This is a genomic window from Streptomyces sp. B1866 (assembly GCF_031932565.1).
In the GTDB taxonomy this organism is placed as follows: Bacteria; Actinomycetota; Actinomycetes; order Streptomycetales; family Streptomycetaceae; genus Streptomyces.
On the sequence record NZ_JAVSCF010000184.1, the window covers coordinates 1 to 13,142 of the forward strand.

The 13,142-nt window shown below is 74.4% G+C and carries 15 protein-coding genes; 10 read left to right on the plus strand and 5 right to left on the minus strand.

What is annotated here, in order from left to right:
• The first annotated feature begins 491 nt into the window (after positions 1–491).
• From RKE29_RS21420 to RKE29_RS21430, 3 genes are all read left to right on the plus strand, one after another.
• Positions 492–1,331: a sulfurtransferase gene (locus RKE29_RS21420; protein WP_312007147.1), complete on the plus strand. Its 840-nt coding sequence runs from the start codon at positions 492–494 to the stop codon at positions 1,329–1,331.
• A 45-nt stretch (positions 1,332–1,376) separates the two neighbouring features.
• Positions 1,377–1,664 (plus strand): DUF1416 domain-containing protein, encoded by a 288-nt coding sequence (locus tag RKE29_RS21425; protein ID WP_312007148.1) that lies wholly within the window; start codon positions 1,377–1,379, stop codon positions 1,662–1,664.
• Positions 1,665–1,828: 164 nt separating this feature from the next.
• Entirely contained in the window at positions 1,829–2,167 is a 339-nt protein-coding gene (locus RKE29_RS21430) for a DUF3099 domain-containing protein (protein ID WP_312007150.1), read from the plus strand.
• A gap of 105 nt (positions 2,168–2,272) precedes the next feature.
• On the opposite strand, the gene RKE29_RS21435 is transcribed toward RKE29_RS21430, so the two are convergent.
• Positions 2,273–2,635: a DsrE family protein gene (locus RKE29_RS21435; RefSeq protein ID WP_312007151.1), complete on the minus strand. Its 363-nt coding sequence runs from the start codon at positions 2,633–2,635 to the stop codon at positions 2,273–2,275.
• A 485-nt stretch (positions 2,636–3,120) separates the two neighbouring features.
• Between RKE29_RS21435 and RKE29_RS21440 the strand changes: the two genes are divergently transcribed.
• A complete protein-coding gene (locus RKE29_RS21440) occupies positions 3,121–3,684 on the plus strand; it encodes an FABP family protein (protein ID WP_312007152.1) in 564 nt (187 codons plus the stop codon).
• 104 nt (positions 3,685–3,788) lie between these two features.
• Here the strand turns inward: RKE29_RS21440 and RKE29_RS21445 are convergent, their stop codons facing one another.
• Complete coding sequence (locus tag RKE29_RS21445; protein ID WP_312007161.1) at positions 3,789–4,253, minus strand: hypothetical protein; 465 nt, start codon at positions 4,251–4,253, stop codon at positions 3,789–3,791.
• A gap of 192 nt (positions 4,254–4,445) precedes the next feature.
• On the opposite strand from RKE29_RS21445, the gene RKE29_RS21450 reads away from it, so the two are divergent.
• Positions 4,446–4,952: a Fur family transcriptional regulator gene (locus RKE29_RS21450; protein ID WP_312007153.1), complete on the plus strand. Its 507-nt coding sequence runs from the start codon at positions 4,446–4,448 to the stop codon at positions 4,950–4,952.
• Between the two features lie 10 nt (positions 4,953–4,962).
• The gene (locus RKE29_RS21455; protein ID WP_312007154.1) at positions 4,963–5,928 is read left to right on the plus strand and encodes a glycine cleavage T C-terminal barrel domain-containing protein; all 966 of its coding nucleotides are present in this window, start codon (positions 4,963–4,965) and stop codon (positions 5,926–5,928) included.
• 88 nt (positions 5,929–6,016) lie between these two features.
• Here RKE29_RS21455 and dtd read toward each other — a convergent pair whose 3' ends face one another.
• Entirely contained in the window at positions 6,017–6,442 is a 426-nt protein-coding gene (gene dtd, locus RKE29_RS21460) for a D-aminoacyl-tRNA deacylase (RefSeq protein ID WP_312007155.1), read from the minus strand.
• A 337-nt stretch (positions 6,443–6,779) separates the two neighbouring features.
• On the opposite strand from dtd, the gene RKE29_RS21465 reads away from it, so the two are divergent.
• The 3 genes from RKE29_RS21465 to RKE29_RS21475 all read left to right on the plus strand — a co-directional run bounded on the left by RKE29_RS21465 (position 6,780) and on the right by RKE29_RS21475 (position 10,021).
• Positions 6,780–7,424 carry a hypothetical protein gene (locus RKE29_RS21465; RefSeq protein ID WP_312007162.1) on the plus strand — a complete coding sequence of 215 codons (645 nt, stop codon included), beginning with the start codon at positions 6,780–6,782 and terminating at the stop codon, positions 7,422–7,424.
• A gap of 87 nt (positions 7,425–7,511) precedes the next feature.
• Positions 7,512–8,546, plus strand: coding sequence for an asparaginase (locus RKE29_RS21470; RefSeq protein ID WP_312007156.1), 1,035 nt, complete (start codon positions 7,512–7,514; stop codon positions 8,544–8,546).
• A 212-nt stretch (positions 8,547–8,758) separates the two neighbouring features.
• Positions 8,759–10,021 (plus strand): GNAT family N-acetyltransferase, encoded by a 1,263-nt coding sequence (locus RKE29_RS21475; protein WP_312007157.1) that lies wholly within the window; start codon positions 8,759–8,761, stop codon positions 10,019–10,021.
• Positions 10,022–10,193: 172 nt separating this feature from the next.
• On the opposite strand, the gene soxR is transcribed toward RKE29_RS21475, so the two are convergent.
• On the minus strand, positions 10,194–10,649 hold the full coding sequence (gene soxR / locus RKE29_RS21480; RefSeq protein WP_312007158.1) for a redox-sensitive transcriptional activator SoxR: 456 nt from the start codon (positions 10,647–10,649) through the stop codon (positions 10,194–10,196).
• Between the two features lie 52 nt (positions 10,650–10,701).
• Here soxR and RKE29_RS21485 point away from each other — a divergent pair, with 52 nt between their 5' ends.
• Positions 10,702–11,313 carry an NAD(P)H-dependent oxidoreductase gene (locus RKE29_RS21485; RefSeq protein ID WP_312007159.1) on the plus strand — a complete coding sequence of 204 codons (612 nt, stop codon included), beginning with the start codon at positions 10,702–10,704 and terminating at the stop codon, positions 11,311–11,313.
• A 20-nt stretch (positions 11,314–11,333) separates the two neighbouring features.
• Here the strand turns inward: RKE29_RS21485 and RKE29_RS21490 are convergent, their stop codons facing one another.
• Positions 11,334–12,950: an ABC-F family ATP-binding cassette domain-containing protein gene (locus RKE29_RS21490; protein WP_312007160.1), complete on the minus strand. Its 1,617-nt coding sequence runs from the start codon at positions 12,948–12,950 to the stop codon at positions 11,334–11,336.
• Positions 12,951–13,142: the final 192 nt, after the last annotated feature.

A 13,142-nucleotide genomic window follows, 5' to 3' on the forward strand; every position in this document is an offset into this window, starting at 1 on the left:
GGGACCCCTTGGAATTGATCATCTAGAACGCGCCGCCGGACCCGGCCCGGCGGCGGACCCGGCCCGGCGCCGGACGGGTGAATCCCGCCCTCCGGTCCACTGACTGAGACGCGCGTGTCCGCAAGGCAGATCGTCGGCCCGCGCGGGCGGGCGCTTCTCCGCCCGCGCGGCGGCCGCCCATACCGGTCGTTCCGCATCGCAGACGGATTTGTCTCACCATGCGACACGCCGGTGACACACCCGCGCCCCGTCCCTACGATCGGTGCCATGTGGCGACAGGCGGATCTCACAAAGCGGCGGGCAGTCGACCTGTGCCGCGTGGCCGCCATGCTCTGTCACGGCGCCTGAGGGAGGGCGAGCCGTCACCCCGCCCGGCCCGTCGCACATCCGGGCCTTCCCCGCTCACCGCTCGTACGCTCGCAAGCCGAGACGTGCGGCCGTGCGTCCGCGCACATCCGTACCGCCGTAACTGCCCCGGAGGAGAGGAACATATGAGCCGCAGTGACGTCCTGGTGGACGCCGACTGGGTCCAGGCACGCATCGACGACCCCAAGGTCGTCATCGTCGAGGTCGACGAGGACACGTCGGCCTACGACAAGAACCACATCCAGAACGCGATCCGCATCGACTGGAAGAAGGACCTCCAGGACCCGGTGCGCCGCGACTTCGTGGACCAGGCGGGCTTCGAGAAGCTGCTGTCCGGCAAGGGCATCGCCAACGACGACACGGTCGTCCTCTACGGCGGCAACAACAACTGGTTCGCGGCCTACGCGTACTGGTACTTCAAGCTCTACGGCCACCAGGACGTCAAGCTCCTCGACGGCGGCCGCAAGAAGTGGGAGCTGGACGCCCGCGAGCTGGTCGAGGAGGTCCCCTCCCGGCCCGCCACCGAGTACCGCGCGTCCGCGCCGGACAACACCATCCGCGCCTTCCGCGACGACGTCGTGGCGGCGATCGGCTCCCTGAACCTGGTCGACGTGCGCTCCCCCGACGAGTTCTCCGGCAAGCTGCTGGCCCCGGCCCACCTGCCGCAGGAGCAGTCGCAGCGCCCGGGCCACGTGCCCACCGCCCGGAACATCCCGTGGTCGAAGTCGGCCAACGACGACGGCACCTTCAGGTCGGACGACGAGCTGAAGGAGCTGTACGAGGGCGAGGGCGTGGACCTGTCGAAGGACACCATCGCCTACTGCCGCATCGGCGAGCGCTCCGCCCACACCTGGTTCGTCCTGCACGAGCTGCTCGGGCAGGAGAACGTCAAGAACTACGACGGCTCCTGGACCGAGTACGGCTCCCTGGTCGGCGTGCCCATCGAGCTGGGCGCCAACAGCTGATCCCCCCATCCCCCTCTCCCCTCCGAACATAAGGACGGACACCCCATGTGTGGAGCAACGGCGGGCGGCCCCGACGCCGCGAACGCCCGGCCCGGCGAGACCACCATCCAGGGCTCGCTGACCCGCGACGGCCAGCCGATCACCGGCTACGTGCGGCTGCTGGACAGCACCGGTGAGTTCACCGCCGAGGTGCCCACCTCGGCGACCGGCCAGTTCCGCTTCTACGCCGCCGAGGGCACCTGGACGCTGCGCGCCCTGGTGCCGGGCGCGACCGCGGACCGCACCGTCGTCGCCCAGCAGGGCGGCCTGGCGGAGGTTGCCATCGCCATCTGACGACACCTGTCGTCAGCGCCCCGCGCGGGCGGGCGGGGACCGTACCGGCCGTACGCGCGTGAGGCGGGCAGCAGCACGAAAGGGGCCGCGCACCCCGGGGGTTGACCGCTCCCGGCGGGGCGCGGCCCCTCGCCGTCCCCGCCGTGCGGCCGTACGCTGGAGGCATGTACGCGCGACGCCGCCACGCCTACTTCCTGATGATGGGTGCGTGTCTGACGCTCTTCGTCTCGGCGTGGGCCTTCGTGCGCCTGTGGTCGGTGGCCGCGGCGGTCGCGATGTGCGTGGTGGCCATGGTCATCCCGCCGTGCGCGGCGGTCGTCGCCAACCGCCGGGGTCCGGACGACCGCTGGTGGGACGAGCCGGGCGGCTCCGGACCGCCCGCGCCCCGGCCGTCGCCGCCCTCGTCATCGCCCCCGCCGCGGGCGTGGCACGGCCCGGGCAGCTCGGGGGACGAGGAGTCGGACCGGTGGTGGCGGGAGCTGGACGAGCTGGGCCGCCGCTGACCGCCGAGCCCGGCGGCTGAGCGTCGAGCCCGGCTGCCGGGTCAGTAGGCGATGACCGGCGCTGCCGGGTCAGTAGGCGATGACCGGCCGGTTGACGAGGGCCGGTCAGTAGACGAGGGCCTGCACCCCGTCCGCCATGATCTCGCTGACGAAGACCTGCGACCCGGCGATGCGCGCGCCCTCGATGAGGTCCTTCTCCTCGATGCCGCGCCGCGCGGCGCACTGCGTGCACACGGTGATCGTGCCGCCGACCAGGATGCCGACGATCAGCTCCGGCAGCGGCGCGGCGTGCGGCAGCTCGAACTCGGCGGCCCGGCCCGGCAGCGCGTACCACGCCGACTCGCCCGTCAGCCACAGCGAGACCTCCACCCCGCTCGCGGCGGCCACCGCCGCCACCGTGAAGGCCTGCGAGCACCGCTCGGGCGCGTCCGCGCCCGCCGTCGCCTTGATCACGAGCTTCTTCGCCATACGTCCAGCCTAAAGGCTGTCCCGTAATCCCTGGTGGATCAGCGAGCGGCGTCAGATGCGGTCAATCGCAAGGCGGCGGAGCGTCCGAATAGTGGTTCTATTCGGACGTTTCGCCAACGCCGCGAGTGGCCGTAGCTGGCGTCGGGAGCCCGCCAGGGATTGCGGGACAGCCTTTAGGCCGTGCCCCGGCGGTGCCCGGCACCCGGCCGGGCGCCGACTAGACTCGGGGGCGGGCCGGAGCCGTCGGAGCACCAGGCCGCCGCGGCCCGAAGGCCGAACCGTCGTCCCGCCGTCCGTCCGAGGAGCGCGCCCGTGCTTGAGGCAGTCTTCACCGCCCTGCTGATCCTGGTCGCCCTGTGCACGCTCGGCTTCATCGGGCTGACCTGGAAGAAGCTGTTCCAGGGCCAGCGCTGACCCCGTTCGCCCGGCCCGCCGCCCGGCCTTTGTGACCCCCTCCCGACCTCAGCGGAAAACCATCTGAACTCATGATCGAGATCCCGTCCGACCTGCACCCCGCCCTCGTCCCCCTCGCCTTCCTCGTCGGCAACTGGGAAGGCGCGGGCGTGTCGGACTTCCCCGGCTCCGAGAAGTGCAACTTCGGCCAGGAGGCGACCTTCACCCACGACGGCCGCGACTTCCTCGAATACGTCTCGCACACGTGGGTGCTCGACGGCGACGGCCGCAAGTCCCGCCCGCTGGAGACCGAGTCCGGCTACTGGCGCGTCGGCGCCGACCGCAAGGTCGAGGTCGTGATGATCCGCGACCAGGGCGCGGCCGAGGTCTGGTACGGCGAACTGGCCGACGGCAAGCCGCAGATCGACCTGGCCACGGACGCGGTCGCCCGCACCGCCGCCTCCGGCCCGTACGCGGGCGGCAAGCGGCTGTACGGGTACGTCAGGGGCGACCTGATGTGGGTCGGCGAGAAGGCCACGCCCGAGGTGCCGCTGCGCCCGTACATGTCGGCGCACCTGAAGAAGGTCGTGGACCCGCGCGAGTGGGCCAAGGACCTCAAGGACCTGCCGGACGACGGCATCGCCTTCTTCCGCTGATCCCGCCGACCGCGCCGGGCCGACGCCGAGTCGCACACGGAAGGGGCGGGCCGACGCGGCGTGCGTCGGCCCGCCCCGGGTGTCACCGGCACCGGCTCAGTGCCTCACGAGTTGGTCAGCCACTGCTTGAAATACACGCCGACCGGCTTCTCGGCGACCCCGTTACCCACAGGCTTTTCGTCCCAGTACGCGTTGTACACGTCGAACGTGTAGACCTGGTAGCAGGGGTACGCCTCGACGTACCCCCTCTTCCCCTTGGGGACCTCGTAGCGGGTCTCCTTGTCCACCGTATAGGTCTTGGTGACGCTGAAGCCGACGCCCGCTGACACAGTGGACGAGGTGACGCTGACGTTCGCGCTCCACTCCGCGCTCACGCTGTCGGAGATCTTGAGTACCAACGTGGTCTTGCCCTTGCCCGACGTCATCGCCAGCTTGTGACTGCCGTCCGTCTTGCAGCCCGTCTTGATGTACTTGGCGTTCTTCACCACCTTCGTGCCGTCTCCCTGGGCGGAGACACCACCCACCGCAGGCGCCGCCACCGCGGTCCCGGTGCCCAGCAGCGCGCCCATCGCCACGGCGGCGGCGACGGCAGCCGTCCTCGTCCTGATTTCATGTTCCTCCCCCGCTGTTCACGTCAAGGGTTCGGACTGACGAGACCGAGCGTGGCAGCGGAGCCGCCGGAAGTCCTCCGCGCACAGTGCACACTCCGTTGACTCACCGTCGACGGCGCTCCCGCACCCGGTCCACCTACACTGGGGCCCGTGGCCACCACCGACTGGAAGGCAGACCTGCGCGAGCGCGGCTATCGGCTGACGCCGCAGCGCCAGCTCGTCCTGGAAGCCGTCGACGCCCTGGAGCACGCCACTCCGGACGACATCCTCACCGAGGTGCGGCGCACCGCGAGCGGGGTGAACATCTCGACGGTGTACCGGACCCTGGAGCTGCTGGAGGAGCTGGGCCTGGTCAGCCACGCCCACCTCGGGCACGGCGCGCCCACGTACCACGTGGCCGCCCGCCACCACCACCTGCACCTGGTGTGCCGGGACTGCACCGAGGTGATCGAGGCGGACCTGGCGGTGGCCGAGCCGTTCGCGCGGCGGCTGCGGGCCGACTTCGGCTTCGAGACCGATCTGAAGCACTTCGCCATCTTCGGCCGGTGCGCCGGGTGCTCGGAGGGCGCGGACCAGGGCGCGGGCGACGCGACGCGCGCCCCCGGCCGCATCTCACGGGGTGACAGCGCCGGGGAGGGTGTCAGCGGCGCGTCGTAGGCTTGACGGCATGAAGAGCCCCCTGCTGTCGCTGCCCGGCGCCGTTCCGGGCGAGGGCCCCGACGAAGGCGTCGCCGCGCACTACGGCGACCTGTTCCAGGAGCAGCGCGCGCTCGCGGACGGCTCCGGCTTCGTGGACCTCTCCCACCGCGGGGTGGTGGCGGTCAGCGGCGCCGACCGGTTGAGCTGGCTGCACCTGCTGCTGACCCAGCACGTCAGCGAGCTGCCGCCCGGACAGGCCGCCGAGGCGCTGATCCTGTCCGCCCACGGCCACATCGAGCACGCGCTGTACCTGGTGGACGACGGCACGACCACCTGGGCGCACGTGGAGCCGGACACGCAGGACGCCCTGATCGCGTACCTGGAGAGCATGAAGTTCTACTACCGGGTCGAGATCGCCGACCTCACCCACGAGCGCGCCGTCGTGCACCTGCCCGCGGGCAGCATCGCGGGCACGCCCCCGGAGGCGGTCGTGCGCGAGACGCCGTACGGGCGGGACGTGCTGCTGCCGCGCGCCGACCTGGAGCGCTTCGCCGCCGACGCGGGCCGCCCCGCGGGCATGCTCGCGTACGAGGCGCTGCGCGTCGAGGCGCACCGGCCGCGCCTGGGCATGGAGACCGACCACCGCACGATCCCGCACGAGCTAGGCTGGATCGGCACCGCCGTGCACCTGAGCAAGGGCTGCTACCGCGGCCAGGAGACCGTGGCGCGCGTGCAGAACCTGGGCAAACCGCCGCGCCGCCTGGTGTTCCTGCACCTCGACGGCAGCGAGGTCACGCTGCCCGGCCACGGCGCGCCCGTGCGGCTGGCGGCGGACGGCGCGGACGGCCGCAGGATGGGCTTCGTCACCACCTCCGCGCGCCACCACGAGCTGGGGCCCATCGCGCTGGCCCTGGTGAAGCGGAACGTGCCGGTGGACGCGGAGCTGGTCGCGGACACCACGGCGGCCGCGCAGGAGGTCGTGGTCGAGCCCTGATCCGTCCGGGAACAGCCCGGCAGCCCCGGCAGCCCGTCAGCCCCGGCAGCCCGTCAGGCCCGGGCGGACCGTCAGCCCCGGCAGCCCGTCAGACCTCGATGAGCACGGTGAACGGGCCGTCGTTGGTCAGCGACACCCGCATGTCCGCCCCGAAGCGGCCCGTCTCCACCTTCGCGCCCAGCGCACGCAGCCGCGCCACGACCTCCTCGACCAGAGGCTCGGCGACCGGCCCCGGGGCCGCCGCGTTCCAGGTGGGCCTGCGGCCCTTGCGGGCGTCACCATAGAGGGTGAATTGGCTGATAACCAGCAGCGGAGCCCCCGCGTCCGAGCAGGACCGCTCGTCCTCCAGGACCCGCAGGGACCACAGCTTGCGGGCCAGCCGCTCGGCCTGCTCCGGAGTGTCGTCGTGGGTCACTCCGACCAGCACGCACAGCCCCTCACCGGCGATCTCGCCCACCGTCTCGCCGTCCACGACGACGCTCGCCCCGTCCACCCGCTGCACCACCGCACGCATACGGCCCATGATGCCCTGCGTCCATCCGGGGCGGATCCGCCCCCTGGCCGCTGCGGCGGCCCCGGCCTCGGTGGCACGATGCGGGCAGGCGGTGCACAGAGGTTCACCGCCCGGAGGGGACGGACAGGTCATGAGCACAGCCGGCACCGGGCAGCCTCCCGGTCCCGTACCGATGTGCGTCGAAAACGTGAATAACGCTCAGAGCGCTCAGAGCCCGCAGAGCGCCGAGAGCATCGAGGGCGCCGCCGGCCAGCGCGGCGGACGGCGCCCGGAGCGGGCCCGCGGCGGTCCGCGGGGGGACGGGGCGGCCCGGCCGGTCCGCCCGGCGGAGGACGCGCTGCCGAGGGGCCTGCCCGGGGCTCCGCCGGGTGCCTTCTCCGAAGCCTTCCGCGACGCGGGCACCGCCTTCCGCGACACGGGCGCTCCGGCCGAGCCCACGGGCGGCGCGCCCGAGACAGCGGCCGGGGCAGCCGGCGGCCCGCAGGAGGGGCTCGACGGCCTGGGCCTGCCCGACCTGCGCGCGCTGCGCCGCTCCTCGCAGCGGGAGGAGGAGGACCTCAGCTACCTGCGGCGGCTGCTCCAGGGCCGGATCGACATCCTGCGCGCCGAGTTGGGCCGCCGCTCGGGCCCGCCGGTACCGGCCGTGGACCGCGAGCCGTCCCCGGTCGTGGACTGGCTGGTGAAGATCCTCGCGGACAGCCCGGCGCGGGAGCCGTCCTCGGCCCGGCATGTGACGCTCGGCACGCCGCGCGGCGCGGAGTACCGGCGGCTGGCCGAGGACATGCTCTCCGAGGTGTCCCTGTCGGACCTGCGGGCCCGTACGGACCAGGAGCTCCGCCGCGCCATGCGCCGCCTGGTGGGGTACGAACGGCAGGTGTCGCTGCGGAGGCAGGGGTTCCAGCGGACGGCGGACGAGTGCAGCGCCGAGATCGCCCGCAGGTACCGTGAGGGGGAAGCGCAAGTGGACGACCTGCTCTCCTGACCGCTTCCGCGGCTTCCGCGTCCCGCCAGGCGTTGCGGGGGCCGGAGGGTGCGGGGCGGCGCCCCCACCACGGAAGGCCCACCTCGGATGACCTCCTCCGCCCCCGCCCCGGTACCGCGCGTCCCGATACCGGCCCGCGCGCCGCACGACGCGCTGCCGTCCGCCGCGCCGCAGGCCGTCCCGGCGCCGCCCGTGCTCGCCGAGGTCGTACGCTCCGGCTTCGTCGAGGGCCGGCACCGCGGGTCGCTGGTCCTGCTCGGCGCGGACGGCGGCGTACGGCTGGCGCTCGGCGACGTGACCGCGCCGGTCTTCCCGCGCTCCAGCAACAAGCCGATGCAGGCCGCCGCCGTGCTGCGGGCCGGCCTCTCGCTGGGCGGTGAGCGGCTGGCGCTGGCGGCGGGCAGCCACTCCGGAGAAAGGTTTCATCTGGAGCTGGTACGGGCCGTCCTCGCCGAGGCCGGACTCTCCGAGGCACACCTGCGCACCCCTCCCGACCTGCCCCTCGACCAGCGGGAGGCGGAGGCGCTGCTGGCGGCGGGCGGCGAGCGCAGCCGGATCGCCATGAACTGCTCGGGCAAGCACGCGGCCATGCTCGCCGTCTGCGCCGCCAACGGCTGGCCGCTGGCGACCTACCTGGACCCCGACCACCCGTTGCAGCGGCTCGTCCTGCGGACCGTCGAGCAGGCCAGCGGCGAGCAGGTGCGGCACGTGGGCACCGACGGCTGCGGCGCGCCCCTGACGGCGCTGTCCCTGACCGGCCTGGCACGCGCGTTCCGCGGCTTCGTGCTGGCCGAGCCGGGCACGCCGGAGCGGCGCGTCGCGGACGCCATGCGCACGCACCCGGAGTACGTCGGGGGCACGCGCCGCGCCGACACCTGGCTCATGCGGGAGGTGCCCGGCGCGCTGGCGAAGATGGGCGCGGAGGCGGTGCAGGCCGTGGCGCTGCCGGACGGCCAGGCCCTCGCCTTCAAGATCGACGACGGCGGCCCGCGGGCGCTGGGCCCGGTACTGGCGCGGGCGCTGGAGCACCTGGGCGTGGACTCGCCGGTGCTGGCCCGCATCGCGGACGCGCCGCTGACGGGCGGCGGCGAGCGGGTGGGCGAGGTGCGGGCGGCGTTCTGAGGGGCGGCCTGGGCCCGTACGCCCGCACAGCCCGTACGGGCCCGGGCCTGCCCGCGCGGCGGAACCGTGCGCGGTACGGGCCGGGCGGCGGGCGCGCGTGAAAATTTACGTGCGGCCGGGAGCGGNCGGAACCGTGCGCGGTACGGGCCGGGCGGCGGGCGCGCGTGAAAATTTACGTGCGGCCGGGAGCGGCCGCCGCCTAGCGTGACGCCATGCCCGGCCCAGAGATCCGCTACCTGTCCGACGACGCCTCCGACCCCGACTCCGGCCTGGCCGAGTGGATACGCGCCTACAACGCGGGCTTCCTGCGCTCCGCGCCGACCAGCCAGGAAGAGGTCGAGGCCCGGCGCGGGAGCATCGACCCCGCCCGCACCCAGGGCGCCTTCGACAGGGGCCGCTGCGTGGCCACCTTCCGCAGCATGCCGCAGCGGCTGACGGCGGTCGGCGGCGCGGCCGTGTCCACCGACGCCATCACCAACGTCTCCGTCTCGCCCACGCACCGCCGCCGCGGCCTGCTGACCCGGATGATGGACCGCGACCTGCGCGCGGCCAAGGAGCGCGGCGACGCGGCGGCCACCCTGATCGCGGCGGAGTACCCGATCTACGGGCGGTACGGCTTCGGCCCGGCCACCTGGATCACCGAGTGGGAGGTGGACCTCGCGCGGGCCGGGCTCGACCCGCGGTACGCCGGCCCGCGGGACGGCGGCCGGGTCGACTTCGCGGACGCGGCCGAGGTGCGCAAGGCGGGCCCCGAGGTGCACGAGCGGCTGCGGGCCACGCGGCACGGGGTCGTCGACCGGGACGAGCGGTGGTGGCGGCTCAACACCGGCGAGCTGGTGATTCCCGGCCAGCCCTGGACCGAGCCCTTCTACGCGCTGTACCGGTCGGCGGACGGCACGGTGGACGGCCTGCTCGCCTACACCGCCGAGGACCGCTGGGAGGCCAAGCTGTCGCAGTGCACCGCCACCGTGCTCGGCCTGATCGCGGTGTCTCCGGAGGCCGAGCGGGCGCTGTGGCGGCTCCTGTTCTCGGTCGACTGGGTGACGCGGGTGGTAACCGACTACCGTGCCCCCGACGACGTCCTGCCCCTGCTGCTGGGCGACCCGCGCGCGGCCCGGATCCGGGCGCACGCCGACTTCATGTGGCTGCGCCCGCTGGACGTGCCCGCCCTGCTGCGCGCCCGTACGTACCCGGTCGCGGACGCGCTCGTGCTGGAGGTGCGCGACCGGGCGGGCCTGGCCCAGGGCCGGTACCTGCTGGAGGGGGGCCCGGACGGGGCCGCCTGCGCCCCGACCGGCCGCGCGGCCGACCTCGTCCTGGACGTCGCCGAGCTGGGCTGCCTGTGGCTGGGCGACGAGTCGGCCGTCCGGCTGGCCGCGCTCGGACGGGTGGCCGAGGAGCGGCCCGGCGCGGCGGCGCGCGCGGACACGCTGCTGCGCACGCCGCTGCGGCCCTGGTGCCCGGACATGTTCTGACGGCCGGGCCGGGTATCGCCGCCCTGCAAGGACGAGGCGGCGCGCAGGGGCCGGCTCGCCGAGCGGTACGGCCCGGCGGGCGACGTGCCCGGCACCGGGCCATGCGCGGCCCCGGCGGCCTGGCGGGCGGGGCGACACGGCCGGGCTCGGCGACGCGGCGGCCGTCGCCCGGTCACTGCCGCAGCAGCCGGCGCGGCCCGGCGCCCTGCTCGCCCAGCTTGTCGTCCGGGTTGGCGAGCAGGCAGTTGCTGATCGACAGGCAGCCGCAGCCGATGCAGTCGGTGAGCCGGTCGCGCAGGGCCTGCAACTGCTCGATGCGCTCGCTGAGGTCCGCGTGCCAGCACTCCGAGATGCGGGCCCAGTCCTCCCTGGTCAGGACGTGGTCCTCGGGGAACAGGGCCAGCACCTCGCGGATCCTCGCCAGCGGAATGCCGACGCGCTGCGAGGAGCGGACGAAGGCGACGCGGCGCAGCGTGTCGCGGGTGTAGCGGCGCTGGTTGCCGGTGGTGCGGCGGCTGTGGATCAGCCCTTCCCGCTCGTAGAAGCGCAGCGCGGAGGGGGCCACGCCGCTGCGCCGGGACAGCTCGCCGACGGTCAGTTCGTGGGTCTTCCAGGGAAGCTGGGGCACGATTCCGAGCCTAGCTTGACCTCAACCAATGTTTAAGTCCGAGGCTGGTCCCATGACTACCGCTCCTGCACCGATCGCCCCTGCTCACGCGCCCGTCCGGGTCGCCGTCATCGTCGGCAGCACCCGCGAGGGCCGGTTCGCGCCGACCGTCGCCGACTGGTTCGCCGCCCGCGCCCGCGAGCGCGACGACCTGACCGTCGACGTGATCGACCTGGCCGAGACCCCGCTGCCGCCGGCCCTGACCCGCGACCCCTCGCCCGACGCCCAGCGGGCCCTGGCCGCCGTGACCCCGCGCCTGGCCGAGGCCGACGCGTACGTCGTGATCACCCCCGAGTACAACCACAGCTACCCCGCTCCCCTGAAGAACGCCATCGACTGGCACTTCACGCAGTGGCAGGCCAAGCCGGTCGGCTTCGTCTCCTACGGCGGCCTGTCCGGCGGCCTGCGCGCCGTGGAGCACCTGCGCCCGGTCTTCGCCGAGCTGCACGCGGTGACGATCCGCGAGACGGTCAGCTTCCACAACGCCTGGGGCCTGTTCGACGAGTCCGGCGGCCTGAAGGACGCCGCGGGGCCGGAGGCGGCGGCCACGGCGCTGCTGAACCAGCTGAAGTGGTGGGCGCTGGCCCTCCGCGAGGCGCGCGCCGTCCGCCCGTACGGAAGCTGACAGCCCGTACGGCCCCGCCCTCACCCCTCCTCCGCCAGCGCGCCGGCGGGCGGCAGGGCCAGACGGTCCCCGCGCCACCGCCGCCGCAGGCGCCGGTCGTGGCTGACCACGACGAGCGCGCCGGGGAAGCCGTCCAGGGCGGCCTCCAGCTCCTCCACCAGGGCCGGGGACAGGTGGTTGGTCGGCTCGTCCAGCAGCAGCACGTCGGCGGGCGCGGTCACCAGCCGGGCCAGCGCCAGCCGCTGCCGCTGCCCGGCCGACAGCCCGCCGACCGGCACGCCGAGCCGGTCCGGCGGGAACAGGCCGAGGGCCAGCAGCCGCTCGGCGTGCTCGTCGGGCGTGCCCGGACGGCCGCGGGCGAAGGCGCGCAGCAGCGTGTCACCGGGCCGGTCGAAGACCGGGTCCTGCGGCAGGTGGCCGATCCGGCCGCGGCGGGTGAGCTGCCCGGCGTCCGGGTCCAGGCCGCCGGCCAGGACGCGCAGCAGGGTGCTCTTGCCCACCCCGTTCGGCCCGGTGACCAGCAGCCGCCCGCCCGCAGCCACGGTGAGGTCCGTGGGCGCCAGCCGCCCGTCGACGGCGACCCCGGCGGCGGCGAGCAGGCCGGTGCCGGAGCCGCCCGCGAGCGGCGGGGCGAAGCGCAGCGGCTCGGGCGGCGGCGGCACCGGGTCGGCCAGCAGGCGCCGCAACCGCTCCTCCGCGTTGCGCACGCGGCTGGCGACGGACTGCTGCACGCGGTTGCCCGCCATGCCGTACGCCATCTTGTTGCGGTCCTTCATCGCGCGGCCGGGCACGACCCGGCGCGCGGTGGTGGCCGCGGCCTCGCGCTGCTGCTCGACGTCCGCGCGCCACCGGTCGTGCGCCTGGGCCCAGCGCCGCCGGGACGCCGCCTTCCCGGCGAGGTAGCCGGCGTAGCCGCCGCCGTACCGGACGGCCTGGCGGCGGTCGGCGTCGACCTCCAGCAGGCCGGTCGTGACGCGCTCCAGGAACACCCGGTCGTGGGAGACCGCCACGGTCGTGCCGCGCCGCGCGCGCAGGTGGTCCTCCAGCCAGGTCAGCGCGTGGTCGTCGAGGTGGTTGGTGGGCTCGTCCAGCAGCAGCACCTCCGGCTGGGCGGCCAGCAGGGCCGCCAGCCGCAGCCGGACCCGCTCGCCGCCGGACAGGCCGCCCACGGGGCGGTCCCGGGGCAGTCCGGCCAGGCCCAGGCCGTGCAGGGCGCGCTCGACGCGGGCGTCCGCCTCGTACCCGCCGCGCAGCTCGAAGACGGTCAGCAGGTCACCGTACTCGGCGAGGGCCGCCTCGCCGCCGTCGGCCATCCCGGCCTCCAGGGCGCGCAGCCGGGCCTCGATGGCGCGCAGGTCGGCCAGGGCCCGGTCGACGACCTGCCGCACGGTCAGGTGCGGCGGCAGCCGCCCGTCCTGGGCGAGGTAGCCGACGCCGCCGTCGGCCTCGACCACGACCTGCCCCTGGTCGGGCCGCTCGCGGCCGGCGAGCAGGCGCAGCAGGGAGGTCTTGCCGGAGCCGTTCTCCCCGACGATGCCGGTGCGCTCGCCCGCGGCGAGCGAGCAGGTGACCGAGTCGAGGACGAGCCGGTCACCGTATGACTTGGTGACGGCGAGGGCGGTGATCTGGGTGGGCATACGGGCACTCCGGAGCATTCGCGGGCGGGGCGGCCGCCAGGGGCCGCGGGACCGGGTGAACGCTGCGGAAGAGCACCGAAAGACTCCCCACGTCGACAACAGATACCCCACGACGCTCGCACCCCCCGCCCACCCCCCGCAACCGCTTTTCCACCGCGCCCGCCGCTAGATGATCAATTCCAAGGGGTCAGT

What these genes read in the sequence shown, in the direction of transcription:
- RKE29_RS21420 (WP_312007147.1), top strand. Translation starts at nt 492, where the DNA reads ATGAGCCGCAGTGACGTCCTGGTGGACGCCGACTGGGTCCAGGCACGC.
- RKE29_RS21425 (WP_312007148.1), top strand. Translation starts at nt 1,377, where the DNA reads ATGTGTGGAGCAACGGCGGGCGGCCCCGACGCCGCGAACGCCCGGCCC.
- RKE29_RS21430 (WP_312007150.1), top strand. Translation starts at nt 1,829, where the DNA reads ATGTACGCGCGACGCCGCCACGCCTACTTCCTGATGATGGGTGCGTGT.
- RKE29_RS21435 (WP_312007151.1), bottom strand. Translation starts at nt 2,635, where the DNA reads ATGGCGAAGAAGCTCGTGATCAAGGCGACGGCGGGCGCGGACGCGCCC.
- RKE29_RS21440 (WP_312007152.1), top strand. Translation starts at nt 3,121, where the DNA reads ATGATCGAGATCCCGTCCGACCTGCACCCCGCCCTCGTCCCCCTCGCC.
- RKE29_RS21445 (WP_312007161.1), bottom strand. Translation starts at nt 4,253, where the DNA reads ATGGGCGCGCTGCTGGGCACCGGGACCGCGGTGGCGGCGCCTGCGGTG.
- RKE29_RS21455 (WP_312007154.1), top strand. Translation starts at nt 4,963, where the DNA reads ATGAAGAGCCCCCTGCTGTCGCTGCCCGGCGCCGTTCCGGGCGAGGGC.
- dtd (WP_312007155.1), bottom strand. Translation starts at nt 6,442, where the DNA reads ATGCGTGCGGTGGTGCAGCGGGTGGACGGGGCGAGCGTCGTCGTGGAC.
- RKE29_RS21470 (WP_312007156.1), top strand. Translation starts at nt 7,512, where the DNA reads ATGACCTCCTCCGCCCCCGCCCCGGTACCGCGCGTCCCGATACCGGCC.
- RKE29_RS21475 (WP_312007157.1), top strand. Translation starts at nt 8,759, where the DNA reads ATGCCCGGCCCAGAGATCCGCTACCTGTCCGACGACGCCTCCGACCCC.
- RKE29_RS21485 (WP_312007159.1), top strand. Translation starts at nt 10,702, where the DNA reads ATGACTACCGCTCCTGCACCGATCGCCCCTGCTCACGCGCCCGTCCGG.
- RKE29_RS21490 (WP_312007160.1), bottom strand. Translation starts at nt 12,950, where the DNA reads ATGCCCACCCAGATCACCGCCCTCGCCGTCACCAAGTCATACGGTGAC.